Raw genomic sequence first — 18137 nt, forward strand, 5'->3', positions numbered from 1 at the left:
CTCGTGGGATGGGTTTATAAATTGTTTTTCCCTTATTTTTAAAACTTGCCCAACGCCATTGGTCATCGTGTCTGTCCCAATCGTTTAGGAGAATGTCAAATACCCGAGCTCTGATAATTGCATCTGAGTCGACAAAATGATCTTCATCATTAAAAATCTTATCGATTACTTCATCGGTAGAGATTATATTTTTAGAAGCGCCAAAGCTGGCTACGTCTTGTCTATCCTTATCGGGGCGCTCTTCAAAAAGGAAGAGTTGGTTTGCAACATCCTTTCGATAAATACCAAAACGAGGATCATCAGGAACATAAACAATTTCAGGATTAGTATGAAAAACACCCGCTTTCTCCGCAAGCTCTGCTACAACCAAAGCAGCATAAGGATTGGATGCTGATATTTGATCTTGCACAACATTTACGAGCAAGGTATTTTTCAGTTCAGTTGGTAAGGCACCTTCAACATTTTTCTCGACAGAGCGAAGCACATAGTGTTTCCCATTTTCATCTTCCAGCCTAAGCGATTGCGTTTGCTGTCCACCCCCACGCTTAAGAACACGCAATCCTCCTTTTTTAGTGCCGATATCAAATACCGAAACTTTTATTGGAGTATTCCAGACATCACGATAATTTTTACCCACCCAGAAATAAGCCGCCTCCGATTTATTGTATTTTTCACTGGCTTTAAGCACTGCACTGTCAGAAGGCAATAAAAAGGTTTCTTTTTGCACCGAATCACTTACAAATGATTTTTTATAAATTGTTTTCCGATAAAGCTCTCCTTTACTACCCGTAAAAACAAGTTCACAATCTCCTTGAGCAGAAAAATTTAAGCGTCCGAAGCCTTTTTCAGCTTTTACAAATTCAGGTCCTTCAGAAGAAACAAATTTTGTTTGCGTAAAGGAACCTGAGATAATATGATGAACATTGTTTGAAGTAAAATATTGCAAATTTTCATCTCCTGCTGAAAGATAAACAACATCAGGGTATTTATCCAAAATAGAAAGCATTGCATTACGAAAAGCTTTAAAATCAGGATGATGATTGTCTTTTCTTGTCCCCAGAGCCTTCCGATACAAAGTGTAAGGAGCTTCTAAAATACTCTGTTGAAAAGAAAAATAGCCTCCACTATTTCCATAACTTTTCAGCGCCTGATGTGCTGCAATTACAATATGCTTTGAAGAATAATGTCTTCGAATAGCATCTTCTATTTGAAGTAAAACATCCGCATTTGATTCTATTCCACACTTATTAAAACGCCTATCGTATTTATGTACCCACCAATGGCTATCAATAAGAATCACCACTAAATGCTCATTCAAAACCACCTCTTTGGGTCCCGGACAAGCAGCATCCGGCATATAGGCGAAGCCTCGGTATTCATTCTTAAGTTTATCCTCAATATCTTTTATTAATTGCTTTCCTGATGCCCCTCCATTCGCCCATTCTTTTTCTCCCGGAGCCAATAACAAAGGATGATTGCTGTTTGAGAGAAAGATATCTGAGAACTTATCTTCTTTAAGATCATAAACATTTCCCAGCATTAAAAATGCGAGCTTATTTGTATTTTGTGATGCTGCTTTCCATTGATTAATCAGCTCATCATTCTGCACATCTTCCGTACTATTCCCTGTAAATAAAATACTGTAAGAGTTTGATTTTTGCGCACTTACAACATCTATACTGAAGACAAACAACAGCAGCAGAAAGTGATTTACATATTTAAACTTTACATTCATTTTTTAAAGATAAAGATCAAAATTTATATTGAACTAATAATCCTGATGATGTTCCTGCGAAGGGAAGCACTGTAAGGTTTTTATTTTTCCCTTCCTTCTTTTTATGAAGATACGGAATAAGAACTCCTGAAGCAGCTCCAACGGCTATTCCCGTCAAAACATCGGTAGGGAAATGTTTTAAAGCTTTGTACCTAAAATAACCTACCACGACGGGTGGAGCAAGTGCAGCCACGTAAAACAACCATTTCTTTCCTTCTGTCTCGGGGTGTAAGTCGGTATACACTTTAGCCATAAAAAATGAGGCTGCTGCAGTGGTTGAAGTATGTCCACTAAAAAAAGAATCTGTTGATCCCATTTTCAATTTCTCCTCTAAAGGTATTTCGGGATAATAGACAAAAGGCCTTTCTCGAGTCGTTAACAAAGGGCCCGTATAGGATAAGCTCAGGTTTACAGCTTGCGTTTCAAGATACAGAAACATAATATCAAGCCAGTCTTTTTGTACTTCTTTATCCAGTACTAAACCGAATGGAAGCATCAACATAATATTCATAACTACATCCGAAACTTTTATTGCATTCTCGCGCGTAGAATAGGAATAGGTTTGTGTTGCGGCATGTCGATCAAAAAACCAAACATCATTGGCATTTAGCGCTGAAACTTGAGTTGAAATTAATTTGGGTTTCCGCCTCAAAACCTGAAAGCCATAATAATTTACAGTATGATGAACAATGTTTAAAGGGATTTCTACTTTACGATTGAATTGGTATACTTTGCTATCCACTAATGAATCCTGTTGTGCCATAACAAAAGCAAAAGGACTCGTCAGGAGCAGCATCAATATTATCTTTTTCGCAGATAAAATCTGAGTTAAGCGTATATTTTTACACGTTCTGTTAAACATTAAAAGGATCATGAGATATCGTCAAATTTTCCGGATCAGAGAGTTTAGGGAGTATTGTTTCCTTTTTCTTTTGAAAGCGCTGCATTCGTCTCAAAATCTTATCCAACATTTTTACGGCTTTATCAATATACATTCCTTTATTCAGCATCACACATTCGGCACGTTGCGCCAAAGCTGCATCTGTTATTTCCGATCTAGTTGGAACACCTTTCTTGGCCAAGCTTTCCAATACTTGTGTTGCCCAGACATCAGGAATATGCGCTGCTTCACAAATACGTAAAATCTCTTCCTGAATACTGGCAAAATTCTTCCAACCTGTTTCTATTGCCAAATCGCCCCGAGCAATCATTACCCCTGTTGGGAATGTTTGCATTGCTTTTAGCAAAATACGGGGTAAGTTTTTAAAGCCTTTTTGAGTCTCTATTTTTAGAATTATACCCAAAGAGGTTTCGTATTTGCTTAGTTCATCCAAAAGTTGCTGCACGTCGTTTTCATCGTTTACAAATGAAAAATTCACGGTATCGGCATTTAGGGCAACAAATTCAAGATCTTTCTTATCTTTTTCCGTTAATCCACTTACGCTTAGCTTACTATCGGGCAGATTGATTCCTTTGTCGGCTTTTAGTTTAGCTCCTGTATTCCGCGCATAAATAATATCAATCAATAAGCTATCAGCATTAACTTCTTCAATTATCCCTTCTATTTTCCCATCATCAAAAAAGATAGGTTCGCCTTTCTTAACATCTTTAAATATCTCGGGCAGTGTACAAGAAACATGGGCATGTTCTAAAAGCTCACCTTCATCGTTATATTGCGCAGACTCACCGGGTATTGGATCAGCATGCAGAATGAGTTTATCGCCAATAAAAAGTGTAATAAATTGTTCCATAGGCAATAATTCGCCCACAAAAACCTTTTCTTTTCCACTTGCATTCTCTTTTTTTATGGTCAGCTCCGTACCTGTTGAGATATAAGCCGAATCATAACAAATGCCCCATTTTCCTTTGCCTTGTTTTTTTTCGATTGTGATTTTGCAATTCTTTTCACGCGTATCCGTAAAATAAATTGTATTTCCGCGTTTGATTTTCTCCAGTAAGACCTCATCAATAGGAATTATAGCATCTGCAGTATCGTTGGGAGGAAGAATATCAGGTGGTGCTATCCAAATTTTTGCGGCTTTAGTAACTTTTCCTGTCTGATCGCGTTGCGGTTTGATGTGAATGAGTTTGGGACCGTCCTTCATTGCTCCCGTCCTCAGTTTTGGTCCACCAAGATCCATCATCACTTTACAGTTCTTTTGCGATGCATTATTGGCTCTATCTACATTAGCAATCATTTTTGCCCAAACTTCGGGTTCATCGTGAGCACAATTAATTCGGGCGCTATTCATCCCCAAACCAATCAAACGATTGACCATAGAATAATCTTCGGCTGCCGTGGATGGCAAGGTGACCATAATTCGAGTGCGTCTTTTCTTTGATTTATAGCCGAATAGACGTTCTGTATTTTTTCGGAGCAGTTTTTCGCTTTTTTTAATGGAGATAATCCCCTTTTGCTTTTCAATTACATTGTTTCCAATTAAGTGATTGATAATTGTTTTGATGGCAAGCAAACTTTTCATCACATGGCCTTCAATATTTGCCAAATCGGGCAAACCCATATACTTTAGCTTATCTTGCAACTCATCAATAGCAAAGCTTCTGAAAGCTAGATAATGGGTTAGGTTCAAAGCACTTTCTCGATAGACAGGATGAACTTTTGAGATTAGATCATTATTATTTAGTTCAAGCTCTTTTGCTTTGCTTATAATTTCTTCAATCTGATTATTTATTGATTGTAATTTTTGTTGATTTTTCATCTTTCTAATTTTAAAATTCTACCCCAACACATTTATAATTGCAAGAATACCAGCAAAAAAGCGAGAACAGAAACCACAATTCCCACCATAAATATATTATAGGCCCAGCGTAATAATTTATATTTTTTTGCAAGCACCTTTCCCAAAGCATATTGATCTTTGGTCATTGTAGAATATAAATACTGATCGTTATTTATCATTTCTTTAATGGCCATTTCATATTCTTCAAGTTTCATCTTATAAAAGTTCCCGAAAAACAACATATTCACCTTTCCCTGCTTTATATCTTCTTGAGAAAAATCGCCCGTAGAAATATTAGGACGTGTAGATAAAATGGCCAAAATAATAGTTGATAAACTAAAAACAATAAAAATTAACATTGGTATAATGATAGCAGGCTCTTCTTTGAATTTACTAGCGATTGCAGCCAAACCAAGCGAAATAATAATACCATTGAGCGATATCAGAATATTGGATTTATTATCCGCTATCGAGCTTAAGCTGATTTGATTTCGAGCGGTAAGTTTAAACATTGAGTCTACGCCTCGCGAATATTTCTTTGCTTGCTCAGCTTCAATCTTCTTTTTCAGCTCTCGCTTAATTGCGCCACTTTCAAGACGTTTTAAATTTTTCTCTTTCATTTTGGTGATTTCTCCTCGACAATAGTTTGTATAAAAAGTATGCGCCTTGAAAAAATCAATCGATTCTTTTTCAAATTCAGCTTTCTTCAATGCTTTGATGTTTGCTGCTTTCAATTCTTGTCTTAACTTTTCTGCAAGCTCAAAATAGCTTTCCTCTCCTAGATGCATCATATCGGCATCACACAAAGCTTCTGCAATTTTAGTCTTGGGCTTTTGAGGAAAGGTAGTTGCCATAATACATTCTGAAACAAGAGCAATACTTTCTTTATCAACACCCTTAGTGGTCAGAAAATCAGTAGCAATAGCCACACTTTCTTTTTCGTGCCCAAGATATTTTTTGATGTAACCCGTATCGTGAAACCAAGCACTAACCAAAAGGATATTCATTTCATCTGTATTCAGTCTTTCTTTTTTTCCAATAATACCAGCATTCCTCACAACCATAGCTGTATGGTTAACCGTATGATAGATTAGATTATCAGGCGATTCTTTCAAGATAAGATCAGTAACATATTTTTCAATCTCTTTTAATAATTCTGAATTAATTTTCATCTGCTTATAATTTTATGTTTCGGTCAGATAGAAGCCGCAAGATTAATAGAATTATCCTTTTGGGGTTTAATAATTATCTTAATCATGCTCGTTTCATCTGCTCTATTATTAAAGGGTTAGTTCTTTGTAACAAATTTATAGAGCGAAATCATTTTTTCGCTCCCTTTTACTTTTGAATCTTCAAGCCAGTCAAATGTAGATTGTGTACTACTATTTAGCTGACTGTATACTTCTTTAGAAATTAGAAGACTTGTATTGTATTTCTTGTTTAACTGTTCTATTCGCGATGCCATAATAACCACTTTGCCTGTAATTGAATACTGCTTGCGCGTGGCAGAACCAATATTTCCGGTTACAGCCTCATCGTAATGAAGACCAATACCAATACGTGTTTCGGGAATATTTCCTTGATGATACTCACTACTTATTTTAGCAATAATCTCTTGAGCAGCTTCAGTTGCGAGTTGACTGCTATTTCCAACGGCTACAGGAGCACCAAAAGTAGCCATAAAGCCATCACCTAAAAACTGATTTATGACACCTTGATGAGATTCTACACTTTCAATCATAAAACCAAATAATGTATTCAAATAAGAAACAACTTCTTCCGGTTGATGATGATCCACATACTTTGTAAACTGTCGAATATCAAGAAACATTATGCAAACGTCCTTTCTCGATCCTGAAAGTTCGTTTCTATTTGATAAGATATTATCTACAATCTTGGGAGATATTTGTTGTCCAAATAAATCGATTACCTCGTTTTTTTCTTGAATATTATTCCAGGAAACGATCATCTTCTTATTGATAAGATCGGCAACAAAACCTGCTGCTATTCCTGTAATCAGCATAATTAAGCCTTGTCCTAAGTACTCCATGCCTGTTAAGTCGGGATGAGTACTATCTACAGTAAAACTCCCATAATAGGTTGAATAATAGATAGATACCGCAACGAACTCAACAGCAGCAAGAGCACCAGTAAAAACAGAAAGTTTAAAATTTAGTCGAAACGTAGAAAGAACAATAAAGATAAAATACGTTAATGAGGCTGGTGCCTGTAAGATGGTAGTTTGGTCAAGATTTTCAACAATGACAACCAAAAGAAGAGTAAGTAAGGAGATTTCCGAAAAACTATTAAAAAAACTAAAGAATCGGGAATGAAGGCTAAACCTTCCTGGCGTTTTCTTAACTAGATAAAGAATTAAAAATTCGTAGACAATAATAATAAATGTAAAAATTAATATCGTATATATAGCAATATTGGACTTAAATACAAGCAAGTATTCATGGCTATAAAAGAAATAGATAACCAACAAAAATACAGCTTCAAGGGCTAAAAGACCAATAAGTATTGTGGCACGCAAACGTTCACTTTTTGATATTTCGCTATTAAATGTTTCCTTAACCGACAATAATTCTGGCTTATCCTTTTGCATTTCAAATTCCACTTTACTTTAAATCAATATTAATAATTTGTTCAAAATTATACTATACTTAGCCATTATGGCAAATTATATTAAATAATTACAATCTATTTCTAACAAAGTTAGCGAATAGTTAGTACTACAAGATGTTTTGCATTTATTTTGAAATAAAAAATTAAGCTCAAAACAATAAATATAAGTTGCCAAAATCAATAAAACAGTGTTTTAATGTTGCAATTTTGATTTATCAAATTGATAGTCTTTAAACCGTATTTTAAATAAAATGCTATATGAAACAGGAACAAACAGTAATATAATCACTGTTCCAAAGAATAGACCAAACATAATAGCCAAAGCCAAAGGCTGCCATAATAAGCCACCACTAATCAACAAAGGTAGCATCCCGAGAGAAGTCGTTAGTGTGGTTAATATTACGGGTCTAAATTTATGATTGGCAGCATTTATAACTGCATCCTGCATAGGAAGCGACGGATCAGCCGTCTTTTCCACATCAATCCTATCAATCAGAATAATGGCATTGTTAATCACTATTCCGGCCAATGCAATAACACCAAGTATACCAAAAAAGCTAACAAAGGACTGCCCTATATACCAACCTATCACTACACCAATTAAGCCTAGTGGTATTGTTACCACAACAATAAGCGATCTTCTTATAGAATTAAATTGTAAAACCAAAAGCAACAATATTATACTAAACGACAAGGGTAGCCAATCTACAATAGCACCTAAATTATCGCTTGTATCCTCATCTTCACCACCAAATTCATAATCGTAGCCAATGTCCCAAGATAATTTTTGGGTATCCATCCACGGACTGATAGCTGTGAAAATATCCTTTGCGCTGTATCCGGGTTGCAAATAAGCACCTACCGTCATTGTTCTATTTAAATCTTTCCGTATTATTTTTGAGAATTGCCAATCTATTTCCACATCTGCAACCTGAGAAAGAGGTACACTTTGATGTGACATTGGGGAATAAATATTAAAGCTTTCAATGGATTTGATATCGTGTTCTCCACTATTTATATCTTGCATATAAATGGGGATACTTTTATCTTTTTCTCTAAAATCACCGATCTTAAAGCCAGATAAACCCGCACTAAGCGCCATAGCAATATCTCTGTTGGTTAAGCCAACGCGTTGCGCCTTGTCTTCTTTAATATTAACAATGAGTTTCTTTATTTTTGGACCCCAATCATCGGTTATATTTTTTGTTCCCTCGGTATTTGTTAACTCTTCCTTAACCTGTTTGGAAATGGCCGCCAATTTATCAGGATCCTTACCTGAGATACGAATTTCAACAGGTGTTCCGGATGCTCCGGCACCCGTTAACCTATTCACCCGAATATCAGCATCAGGAATAGTGTTAAAACAAAATTTATCGAGTTTAGCTATAACATAATCGTTGTCTAAGTCGCCCGTTGTATTCAAGAGCATATGAGCGTAACTGGAATTTATTTCATTTTTGAAATAACCAAGATCATAAGGTTCCGGGCCTTCGCCGATAAAAGAAGAAAAATCTAGAACTCCTGGTTTTTCATCTTGGTCAACAAGTAAGGAATCCAAGATGTAATTCTCGATAAGACCCAATGCTTTTTCCGTAATCTCGATTTGCGTTCCTGAAGGGAATTTAACATCAACCGTTACCAGATTTCTATCACTATCAGGAACCAATTTAAATGGTAAACCGGGCATAGCGAGCACCGCTAAAATAAATAAGGCTAAAATCACCGACATAAAAACAGCAGGTTTCTTTAATACTTTAACAAGAACTTTGTTGTACCAAAGATTAACTCTGTTCATATTTCTATCCACCATACCCACTTTCTTTTCTTTATCTTCCTTTTGTCTCTTAACAAATACCAATGCCAATAAAGGAATAAAGGTAAAGGTTAAAAACCAGGAGCTTAACAAGGCAATAGTAACAACAGCAAACAATGGCGATGCCATTTCGCCCATAGGTGTTTCTGCTAAAGCAAAAGATAAAAATGCTGCAGAAGTGGTAAGCGATGAGATTAGAAGGGGAACGAGTAAAATTTTGCTGGAAGCAACACTCGCTTCAAAGGTAGTTTTTCCTTTTTGCACCAGAACCAGTATAGATTCTGCCATCACAATACCATTATCAACTAATAATCCCAGTGAAATAATAAGGGCAGCGAGCGATACTTTATTGAGTCCCAGATCAATTAAATTCAGAAAAAAGAAAGCTGAAACAATGACCATAGGAATTAATGCAGCAACCAAACTACCCGTTCTAAATCCCAAAAAGAAAAGCATTACAGCCAGAACAATCAAAACACTTTGGATTAAGTTAACAAGAAAGTCGTTCACCTGTTTGTTTACAATTTTATCTTGAGAAGCTAAGCGGACGACTTCAACACCAAAGGGTAATGAAGCGTTTATTTCCGGTAGTATTTTATCCACATCTTTACCTAATCGAACAATATTTGCTCCCTTTTTCAATGAAATAAATAAGGCTATCGACGGTTTCCCATCTACTTTAACAATCTTTTGTTTGGGGGTAATATAATCCTGATAAATATGGGTGATATCACCTAAGAAAACAGTTTCTCCGGTTCCTGTGGGAATTAATGTTCTTTTAATATCATCAACAGATTCGAAACTACCTGTTGGTTCTAGCAAAATACGTTCTTTGCCAACATTCACTTCACCTCCCGGGTAAAGAATATTTGTGCTTGAAATAATATTTTTAAGCTGAGCTGAATTTAATCCATATCTCGACAATTGTTGGTCGTCGAATTCTATGAAGATTCTTTCTTCCTGTACGCCTCCATATTTCACTTTTGCGGCATCAGGTAATTGCAATAATTGATCTCTTACATCCTCGGCATAATCTTCCAACACATTGTAAGGAACTCCATCACTTGTAAGCCCTAATATGATACCGAATATTGTTCCAATGTCTTTATCTTTAACAATTGGGCCAAATATATTTTGCGGAAGTTTTACTCTTACTTCGCCTACTTTTGATTTTAGTTCATCCCAAACGGGCTGTAGTTCATCCTGAGTGATATTGTCGTTCAGTTTTACAGTAATTACTGATAAGCCTGTTCTTGATTCACTTTCTATGGTTTTTACTTCCACCATTTCACGAATAGCTTCCTCCAGCACATCGGTAACTAAAGTTTCAACTTTTTGAGGGCCTGCACCCGGAAAATGCGTAACCACAGAAGCTATTCTGATGGTATAAGGAGGCATACTATTTCGGGATAAATCAAAGTAATTGATTATCCCCATAAGGCCTACAATAATAAAAACTATTATCGTTATCCTACTATTATTTAATGTGAGTTTTGTCAGATTCATCCGTTCTATCTAAAAATATCAATTAATTATTTTTTCACTAAAGACACTCTTCTTCCGTCGTACATAAAACTAAGTCCGGCAGTAATAATAGTCTCTTCCGTACTTAGTCCTTCCTTTATTTCATAACCTTCTGGCAAGAGTTTTCCAAGCGTAACATTCCTTCTTTTAGCCAAATAAATACCATCATCTTCAGCCTTTTTAAGAACATAAACAAAATCACCACCTTCATCGTGGGCAACCGCATCAGAAGGAATTACAATATATTCAGACATTTCAGTATTTTTTCTAAAAGCTATTTCGATAGTACATGCCATCCCCGGAAGTATTTGAGTTGATTGATTTACCAATCGGATGACCAGCGGATAGGTAGACGATCTGCTTGAACTCAGTCCAATCTCTGAAATTACGCCTTCAAAAGATTGATCCAATTTAGCGGAAAACTGCACCTTCACTTTTTGCCCGGTTTCAATATTCTGAACAAGATTTTCAGGAATAAAAGTATTTATTTCGATATCCTTATCCGATGAAAAGATTAGGACAGGCATACCGGCACCAACCATTTCATTTTCTTGTGCTAAGATTCTTGAAATAGAACCTGAAAATGGAGCTTTAAGCTTAGTATAACTCAATTGATTCTCAGCAGCAACTAACTGTGACTTAGAGATGCTCACCATAGATAAAGCCGTTTCGTATTGTGCCTTTGCTTTTTCAAAATCATTCAAAGAAGCATTGTTATTACCGTACAAAACTTCTATTCTCTCAAAACTTGATTTGGCAGCTGTTAATTGTACTTCTGCATTCTTTTTTGAAGCCAATGCTTTGTCATAATTAATCTTATAATCATCGCTATTTAGGTAAGCTAAAACTTCTCCTTCATTTACTCTTTCGCCCAATTTAAAATATCGTTTCTCGAGAATTCCACCAACTTTAAAACTTAGCTTTGCTTCATTCTGAGCTTTTGAGATACCTGCAAAATAACGCGTATCAGAAGTTGCAGACTCTGCAACTTTCTGGTAATATACGGGACGAATTACTTCTTTAGCTTCTTCTTTTCTGTTGCATCCAACAAACAATAATGCCAATACTATTATTCCTTGATATAATTTCATATCTGTTTACCTTTTACTAAATATTCTTGTATACGATTTATATACGTTTCTCTTTCTTTCTCAGTGCTTAAAAATGTAAATTTACCTTGTAGTCGCTCTATTTGAATATAATCCAGCACATATTGATAGTAGGCTATATTTGCCATATACTTTGTTTTAATCATTACGCTTTGTGCATCAATAAGTTGAATAAGATCGGCTACACCTTGCACATAGGCGTCTTGAACAATGTTAAAATTACCCTCTGCAGCTTTTGCAGCATTGTTTGATAATTCCAACTCTAAAAAGGAGGTTCTTAATTTTTGAACATTAGTCCTAATTCCACTTTCAAGCTGGTTTATTGTATTTTCTGTCTGAAAATCTAATTTATCCAGTTCAATCATTGATTTTTGCCTTTCGGCTACTTTTCTACCTCCTTCAAAAATGGGAATACTTAAACGAATTCCTGCATTCCAAGTAATATCATCAGGTGGTGGTGGAACGGGTAATTGCTGATTTACAATTACACCTTCTCTTACAAAAGCTTGATCTGCTCCCGCAAAAAGAGCAGCCTGAGGAATAAAAGATTGACGCTTATACATCAAGCTTTTTTGCTCTATTATTTCCTTATTTTTGGCTAATTGCTGTATTTCAGGAGAGTTCATTCTCATTTCATCAATTATAAAATCCGCATATTTCTCTGTTAATACTGGGTTCTCAAAAATCTTAGCCAATAAATCTTGGTTCAATACTATGCTCTTATCGATGCTGCTAGAATCGGGAATCTTAATATGCTCATCAATCGGCTTATTCAGTATTTGATTGATTTTATACATATTGCTTCTATACATTGTATAGGCATCATTCAGCTTCATTTTATTCATGTTAAGCTCACTTACCCAACGATTTACATCAGAAACACTAGTCTGCCCAATCTCTTTTCTTGCTTTTGCCAATTCAAGATTTTCCATTGTAGCATTCACATTTTCGTTTTGAATTAGCAAATTGCTTTTTGCAAATAACAAACCAACATAAACTCCTGATGTATTTGAGATAATATCCAGACTGGTTTTTTTATCAAAGATTTCCATATTATCTGCAAGCAGCTTTTTGATTGCGATATTGGCAATAACTTGTTCCGAGAAAATAACTTGTTTTAGTGATGCAGATCCCGTTATCGTAAACTCACCTCTTTGCCCCATCGATGCTTCTACAAGGTTTTCGCTTAAACCAAGACCTGTTCCTGAAACCTCTACTTGAGGAAGATAATTTGATTTGGCAATACGAACATCTTTTTCAGCCATTTTCACATCTTGCTTAGCCATTTTTCCTTGAATATTATTTTCAAGAGCTTCGGCGATAGCCATTCGTAAATTTAGTTCTTTACCCTTGGGGAAATTTGTAAGGTTAAGCAATATGGATTCATTAAGAATACTCCATTCGGGAAATTTATTGATAAGACGAACACTCTCCATATTAACAATGGGGACTTGGTTTACACCTTCGATATTTACTGAAACCTTTGCAGCATCCAATCCTTCGCTAATTTTTAATATACGTAAAGCTAACTGACGGCCTAATTGCTGAAAAGTAAATTCGGGACTTAGTGTAACCGTAGCTCCTTTTTCTAAATAATCAACACCGCTAACGGCCATTGAAGGAATAGTCTGCTTGTTAAGCTCTGTAAATAGTTTTTCTATTTCTGCTTGCGAATACCGTACCAATGGAAGCACAAAAGCAGCATCAGTATTTGATGGTAAATTTGATAAAGCTTCTAAACTACTATGTCCTGCCGAAACAAATGTTGCATTCAAATCAATTGCATTTTGTTTTAAATAATGCGTGATTTTCGGGAAGTTATCTTTAAAAGATTCCGGAACAATAATTGCTAAATGTTTGATTTCAAACATTTTGGAAAAGGAAATGATATCCTTTTTCAAATTAAAAAAGGATTCGATATAGGTGAAATTATGTACTCCCGTATATTTACCCTCTTGAAGTGATAGTCCTTGCCATTCTCCATCGAAGATATTTGCTGCAACAACTGGTTTTTGAAAACTTGTAAATTTAGCTATTTCGTTGGATGATATGTATCCAATAGTTACCACCAAATCAAGCTCGGGATCATCCATTAAGACTTGAATATTCTGTTTAGCGATATCAGAATCCCAACCGGCACTCAGCTCTTTAAATGTAAGGTCTAATCTTGCGAGATTTAGTGCCTCTATTTCCGATTTAAAATTCTCCGTAAGTTGATCAAGCTCAAGCGAATTTGCATCTTTGCAAATTCCTATTTTAAGCGTTGATTGTGCTTGTATAACTGTAGTGGAAAACACAAGCCATAGGATTACCATAAAAAATGTTTTGCTATTTTTCATGCGATACTATATTCTATTCGTTTATAATCGATTCTTTTCATTATTGAGTTTTTTCAAAGTTAGTTATTAATTCTTTATATTGCAATGGATTTTGCTTTTCGCGCAAACAATTTCAGTTAAATTTTCCTGCTCAATTCCTTTTAAAGCCACCGTAATAATCAATTTTCTGCAAAGTTAGTTAATATTTACTAACCGGCTTGATAAATCCCATTTATTTTATTAACTAAAGTGAAAAAAACGTAAAAAAAGATCTCTACGCTTTTAAAATGAACAAAAAACAAATCTCTTCTTTTTACTAATTAATCAAGTATAAACTTAAGTCCACCAGTAATAACACTGGCCTTTAGTCCAGAATCTCTTTCGTATTGGTGAAAGTTTAAGTCAATACTTTTTAGCCCAAACTTCCATATTCTAAAACTCGTAAACACATCGGTATAAGAAACACCGAAACCATACTGGTTTGCAGTAAATTCAGACAAATCGTAATCTGAAGTATAAAACTCTTCTGTTGAAAGGTGTTCTTCATAGGGGGCAAAATAATCCGCCGCCGTTTGATTATAAAAACGATACGAAGGATACAAGGTAAACTTACTTGATATTTTTATAGGAAGCTCTATACTTGCGGTATGCGAACGAATGCCCCAATCATCAGAATAATAGCGATAATATGTTCTCAGCACAAAAATTTCGTTGATATAATAATTTAAACGCCCACCAACAGCTAACTTAAGCCTAGTATCGGGCAATTGTTCAATAGCATCAGCCAATTGAAAGTTCTCGATAAAAGAATCCTCTATATCGGCAAAATACACCCTTTGAAAAGGAGTTGACAACAGACCTTCTTGCTGAACAATATCTAAAGCTAAAGAACCTTGCAATCTTTTTGAAAGTATTTGCGAAAATCCTAAACCTATGGAATACGAGTTCCTATTTTCGTCTTCAAATTCTGCAAATATTGGATTATAATCTAGATTTCCCGTAAGGGTAAACTCCGTAAATAATGTGCTACTCGTCCCCTCTAATTCCTCGGCATAGGATTGCAACTCAACAGGGTATAATGGATTCCATTTATCAAAATAGACGTTAGCATTTAAACTTAATTCTGTATTTTTTTCGTTAAAAAGCTTGGTATAACTTCCACCAAAACCAAATGAAGCATAATCATACTCCTTTGATAAAGAAATTTTAGCTGACCATATATTATTTCTATCATCGGAACTGTGGCTATAAGTTCCTGTTAAGTTCACCCAAACATCGCTGGATGAAGCACCCGAAGAAGCTACAAAAGGGTCTGCAAGCTGATTATCATAATCGTCATCATCATCATCATCATCAGAAATACTTTTATTACTGGAAGAAGCCGTTGAGAACGCAACAACACCTCCATCAAAAGGATTTATATTACTGGAAGATGCTGATGTGTATGCAGATATACCTGCATCAATAGTCAATACATCATCATCATTTAAAGGTATGGATATTACAAACGAAGGAGCAAAATCAGTGAGTTCTTCGGTACCTATGCCACCGGTAACAGCAGCATTAGATCCATCTTGAGTGTAGTAACTAGCTAAAAAGTCTACTTCAACGTTTTCTAAAACACGCTTTTTGTATACACTAGTTGAGTCTTGCGCTTTTTCTTGGGCATAGCCAAGAGAAATTAGTGAAAATAGTACTGATAGTATTAAGATCTTCTTCATACACTTAATTATTAGTTACACCCACAACCACCACCTGTTTTGCCGCCATTGGCTCCTGAAGCTGCCTCTCTATAAGATTGAAAAAGAGCTGCAAAACGATTCACTTTTCTTGTTGACAAGGCCATATCTGCATCATTAATCTTTACTTTTTCGTATTCTCTAACCGTGACACAAGAGCTAAACAAGCTCAGGATCAGACTGTAAAAAATGAGTTTTTTCATCATATATTTTCAATTTTAATATTGTTGGATTTGTATATCTTGCCTTTGTCATCGATGATAATGCATTCCACTTTTGGCAATTGATTTATTCTGTTTAAACCTACTTCTTTCCCCATCACAAATACTGAAGTAGCTAAAGCATCGGCTAGCTCTGCCTTGGGAGCAAATACCGAAACACTTAGTATTCCGCTGGATGGATAACCCGTTTTCGGATTGATAATGTGCGTATAGCGTTTTCCGTTAAAAATGACGTACTTTTCATAATTCCCCGAAGTAACCAAAGCACCATTGCTTATTGGAAGTAATGCAAATACTTTATGCTTATCTAAAGGATTTGTAATAGCCGCTCTCCACTCCTCTCCATTGGCTTGTCTGCCCCAGGTATTCATATCGCCAGAGGCATTGATAATTCCAGCGCGAACACCTTTACTAATCAATAAAGCTTTGGCTTTATCCGCGGCATAACCTTTTCCAATACCGCCAAATCCTATTTTCATACCTTTCAACTTCAGATAGACCGTAGAATTTTCTTTATCAAGCACAATATTTTGATAGCCCACTTTAGCCACAGAAGCTTTAATTTCTTCATCAGAAGGCATTGTAGTCATACTGCCATCAAACTTCCAGATTCTATCCATAGAAGCGTAGGTAATATCAAAAGCCCCATCGGTAAGTTTTGAAAGGCCAATGGCGCGCTCAATAAGATTTAGCAGCTCTTTATCGACCTTCACCGGGCGAATGCCTGAGTTTCTATTAATTTCTGAGGTTTGAGAATTAGTATCCCAAGACGAAATCAGCTTTTCTATTCTACTGATCTCATGTATTGCCATATCAATGTATTGATTCGCCTGAGCACTATCATCCGCAAGCACGGTAATATCAAAACGACTGCCCATTAATTTAAGGGTTCGCTTAGAAATTTGCTGCGAAAATGAATTTGCAGTAAACAAAAGTACCAATATGAGGATAGAATATTTCTTCACGCTAAATTGATTTAGAAAGAGGCAAGGTGTTCAATATACTCACTTGGAGACATTTTTTTATAGCCCGTTTGCCCAAGTACATTACCCTCTTTATCAAGGATTACAACCAATGGGAAAAATCCATTCTTATTATAAGTTTCTGCAAGTTTATTGTTCTTTTCTTGCTGCTCAGGAGATAAAGCGTTGCCTCTCTTTTTTGGAAAATCGGCCAAGAGCATCACAAAATAATCTTTTGCGTAAGTCTTAAACTCATCATTGGTCCAAATTTCCTTTTCTAATTTCATGCACGGTGCACACCAATCGGAGCCTTGAAAAACCAAGACGATATTCTTACCTTCTTCAACAGCTTTTGCTTTTGCCTGATTGAGATCTGTTTGCCACTCTTGGGCATTTAGAATCATCACAAAGGAAGCAAATACAAAACCTAAAATCATCTTTTTTCTCATTTCTATTGTATTAAAATTTACGCATTATTTAAAGGAAGCTTTTTCCTCTTTTAGGCTATCGAAGGCTTTTAGTAAGATCCAGAAAATTTAGATATACAAAAGTAAAGCTTAGTCTATAGACCTTCAACAGCGAACTTCGGCAAAGTTAGTTAATATTCACTTCCGTCAAACATTTTCTCATCTATATATTTAACTTTTAACATACTTTAAGCATTACAACACACAGATGAGAACGCTTGAATTAAAGCATAAAAAGAAATTAAAATAGGAAGAAAACTTACTTAATCGCCGTAAAAAAATAATGCAAGCCAGCGAAATTTTGCTTTTCGAGGTAATCAATAAACAAAGTCAGATTAGGAAAATTGGATTTTAAAATAGGAGCTAAAGCGTAAATAAAATTAAACTCGGCAGCAAATTCGGGGCGCATATCCATGGTATCGTTTAAGGTTTGTTGAAATTTTGTCAACAAAGTTCCCTCTCCCATCAAAGTTGCATCATCAATGGAAATCATTTTTAGCAGTTTCATTAAAAACGCCGAATCACGAAGTTCAATAGCTACTGCTATACTTTTAAAAAAATGCGCATAAAACTCTTTAAGCTTATTAGAATTATTTATCAAATCTAACGGAATTGGAGAAAAATCGAGTTTTTTATAAATAGAAGGAAATGATTTATCCGTTGAGAGTGCCATTTCGCAAAAAACCTGAAATGAAGAAACAGCCCAAATGGCATACCTATCTCTTTTTAAAGAATCAATCAAAACTCTTTTAATGATACTTAATGCATTCTCAAAAATCTGTTGCGAGTTCCCCTGTAGAGAAGGTATGCGTAATTGCATCAAATAAAGATTTGCCCAATC

The 18137-nt window shown here is 35.5% G+C and carries 13 protein-coding genes; all 13 read right to left on the reverse strand.

Going from position 1 to position 18137, the window contains the following annotated elements; genetic code table 11:
* Nucleotides 1-1735, reverse strand: a 1735-nt coding sequence (locus J7K39_07745) for a hypothetical protein (protein MCD6179781.1), incomplete at its 3' end; no start/stop codon positions are given.
* 16 nt (nucleotides 1736-1751) lie between these two features.
* Nucleotides 1752-2570: a phosphatase PAP2 family protein gene (locus tag J7K39_07750; GenBank protein MCD6179782.1), complete on the reverse strand. Its 819-nt coding sequence runs from the start codon at nucleotides 2568-2570 to the stop codon at nucleotides 1752-1754.
* A gap of 58 nt (nucleotides 2571-2628) precedes the next feature.
* Nucleotides 2629-4494, reverse strand: coding sequence for a hypothetical protein (locus J7K39_07755; protein ID MCD6179783.1), 1866 nt, complete (start codon nucleotides 4492-4494; stop codon nucleotides 2629-2631).
* 32 nt (nucleotides 4495-4526) lie between these two features.
* Entirely contained in the window at nucleotides 4527-5687 is a 1161-nt protein-coding gene (locus J7K39_07760) for a hypothetical protein (GenBank protein MCD6179784.1), read from the reverse strand.
* A gap of 116 nt (nucleotides 5688-5803) precedes the next feature.
* Nucleotides 5804-7123, reverse strand: a complete 1320-nt coding sequence (locus tag J7K39_07765; protein ID MCD6179785.1) for an adenylate/guanylate cyclase domain-containing protein — start codon at nucleotides 7121-7123, stop codon at nucleotides 5804-5806.
* A gap of 213 nt (nucleotides 7124-7336) precedes the next feature.
* Nucleotides 7337-10462 carry an efflux RND transporter permease subunit gene (locus J7K39_07770; GenBank protein MCD6179786.1) on the reverse strand — a complete coding sequence of 1042 codons (3126 nt, stop codon included), beginning with the start codon at nucleotides 10460-10462 and terminating at the stop codon, nucleotides 7337-7339.
* A gap of 26 nt (nucleotides 10463-10488) precedes the next feature.
* Complete coding sequence (locus J7K39_07775; protein ID MCD6179787.1) at nucleotides 10489-11571, reverse strand: efflux RND transporter periplasmic adaptor subunit; 1083 nt, start codon at nucleotides 11569-11571, stop codon at nucleotides 10489-10491.
* Complete coding sequence (locus J7K39_07780; protein MCD6179788.1) at nucleotides 11568-13904, reverse strand: TolC family protein; 2337 nt, start codon at nucleotides 13902-13904, stop codon at nucleotides 11568-11570. The genes J7K39_07775 and J7K39_07780 overlap by 4 nt, the downstream gene beginning before the upstream one ends.
* Nucleotides 13905-14227: 323 nt before the next feature.
* Nucleotides 14228-15628 carry a DUF3570 domain-containing protein gene (locus J7K39_07785; GenBank protein ID MCD6179789.1) on the reverse strand — a complete coding sequence of 467 codons (1401 nt, stop codon included), beginning with the start codon at nucleotides 15626-15628 and terminating at the stop codon, nucleotides 14228-14230.
* An 11-nt stretch (nucleotides 15629-15639) separates the two neighbouring features.
* Nucleotides 15640-15849 carry a DUF4266 domain-containing protein gene (locus J7K39_07790; GenBank protein MCD6179790.1) on the reverse strand — a complete coding sequence of 70 codons (210 nt, stop codon included), beginning with the start codon at nucleotides 15847-15849 and terminating at the stop codon, nucleotides 15640-15642.
* Nucleotides 15849-16745, reverse strand: coding sequence for an FAD:protein FMN transferase (locus J7K39_07795; protein MCD6179791.1), 897 nt, complete (start codon nucleotides 16743-16745; stop codon nucleotides 15849-15851). The genes J7K39_07790 and J7K39_07795 overlap by 1 nt, the downstream gene beginning before the upstream one ends.
* 98 nt (nucleotides 16746-16843) lie before the next feature.
* The gene (locus J7K39_07800) at nucleotides 16844-17278 is read right to left on the reverse strand and encodes a thioredoxin family protein (protein ID MCD6179792.1); all 435 of its coding nucleotides are present in this window, start codon (nucleotides 17276-17278) and stop codon (nucleotides 16844-16846) included.
* Between the two features lie 277 nt (nucleotides 17279-17555).
* Nucleotides 17556-18137: hypothetical protein (locus tag J7K39_07805; protein ID MCD6179793.1), on the reverse strand; the 582-nt coding region annotated here is incomplete at its 5' end.

The sequence above is a fragment of the Bacteroidales bacterium genome, from assembly GCA_021157585.1.
Classification (GTDB): domain Bacteria; phylum Bacteroidota; class Bacteroidia; order Bacteroidales; family UBA12170; genus UBA12170.

What these genes read in the sequence shown, in the direction of transcription:
- J7K39_07750 (MCD6179782.1), bottom strand. Translation starts at nt 2,570, where the DNA reads ATGCTGCTCCTGACGAGTCCTTTTGCTTTTGTTATGGCACAACAGGAT.
- J7K39_07755 (MCD6179783.1), bottom strand. Translation starts at nt 4,494, where the DNA reads ATGAAAAATCAACAAAAATTACAATCAATAAATAATCAGATTGAAGAA.
- J7K39_07760 (MCD6179784.1), bottom strand. Translation starts at nt 5,687, where the DNA reads ATGAAAATTAATTCAGAATTATTAAAAGAGATTGAAAAATATGTTACT.
- J7K39_07765 (MCD6179785.1), bottom strand. Translation starts at nt 7,123, where the DNA reads ATGCAAAAGGATAAGCCAGAATTATTGTCGGTTAAGGAAACATTTAAT.
- J7K39_07770 (MCD6179786.1), bottom strand. Translation starts at nt 10,462, where the DNA reads ATGAATCTGACAAAACTCACATTAAATAATAGTAGGATAACGATAATA.
- J7K39_07775 (MCD6179787.1), bottom strand. Translation starts at nt 11,571, where the DNA reads ATGAAATTATATCAAGGAATAATAGTATTGGCATTATTGTTTGTTGGA.
- J7K39_07780 (MCD6179788.1), bottom strand. Translation starts at nt 13,904, where the DNA reads ATGGTAATCCTATGGCTTGTGTTTTCCACTACAGTTATACAAGCACAA.
- J7K39_07785 (MCD6179789.1), bottom strand. Translation starts at nt 15,628, where the DNA reads ATGAAGAAGATCTTAATACTATCAGTACTATTTTCACTAATTTCTCTT.
- J7K39_07790 (MCD6179790.1), bottom strand. Translation starts at nt 15,849, where the DNA reads ATGAAAAAACTCATTTTTTACAGTCTGATCCTGAGCTTGTTTAGCTCT.
- J7K39_07795 (MCD6179791.1), bottom strand. Translation starts at nt 16,745, where the DNA reads ATGGGCAGTCGTTTTGATATTACCGTGCTTGCGGATGATAGTGCTCAG.
- J7K39_07800 (MCD6179792.1), bottom strand. Translation starts at nt 17,278, where the DNA reads ATGAGAAAAAAGATGATTTTAGGTTTTGTATTTGCTTCCTTTGTGATG.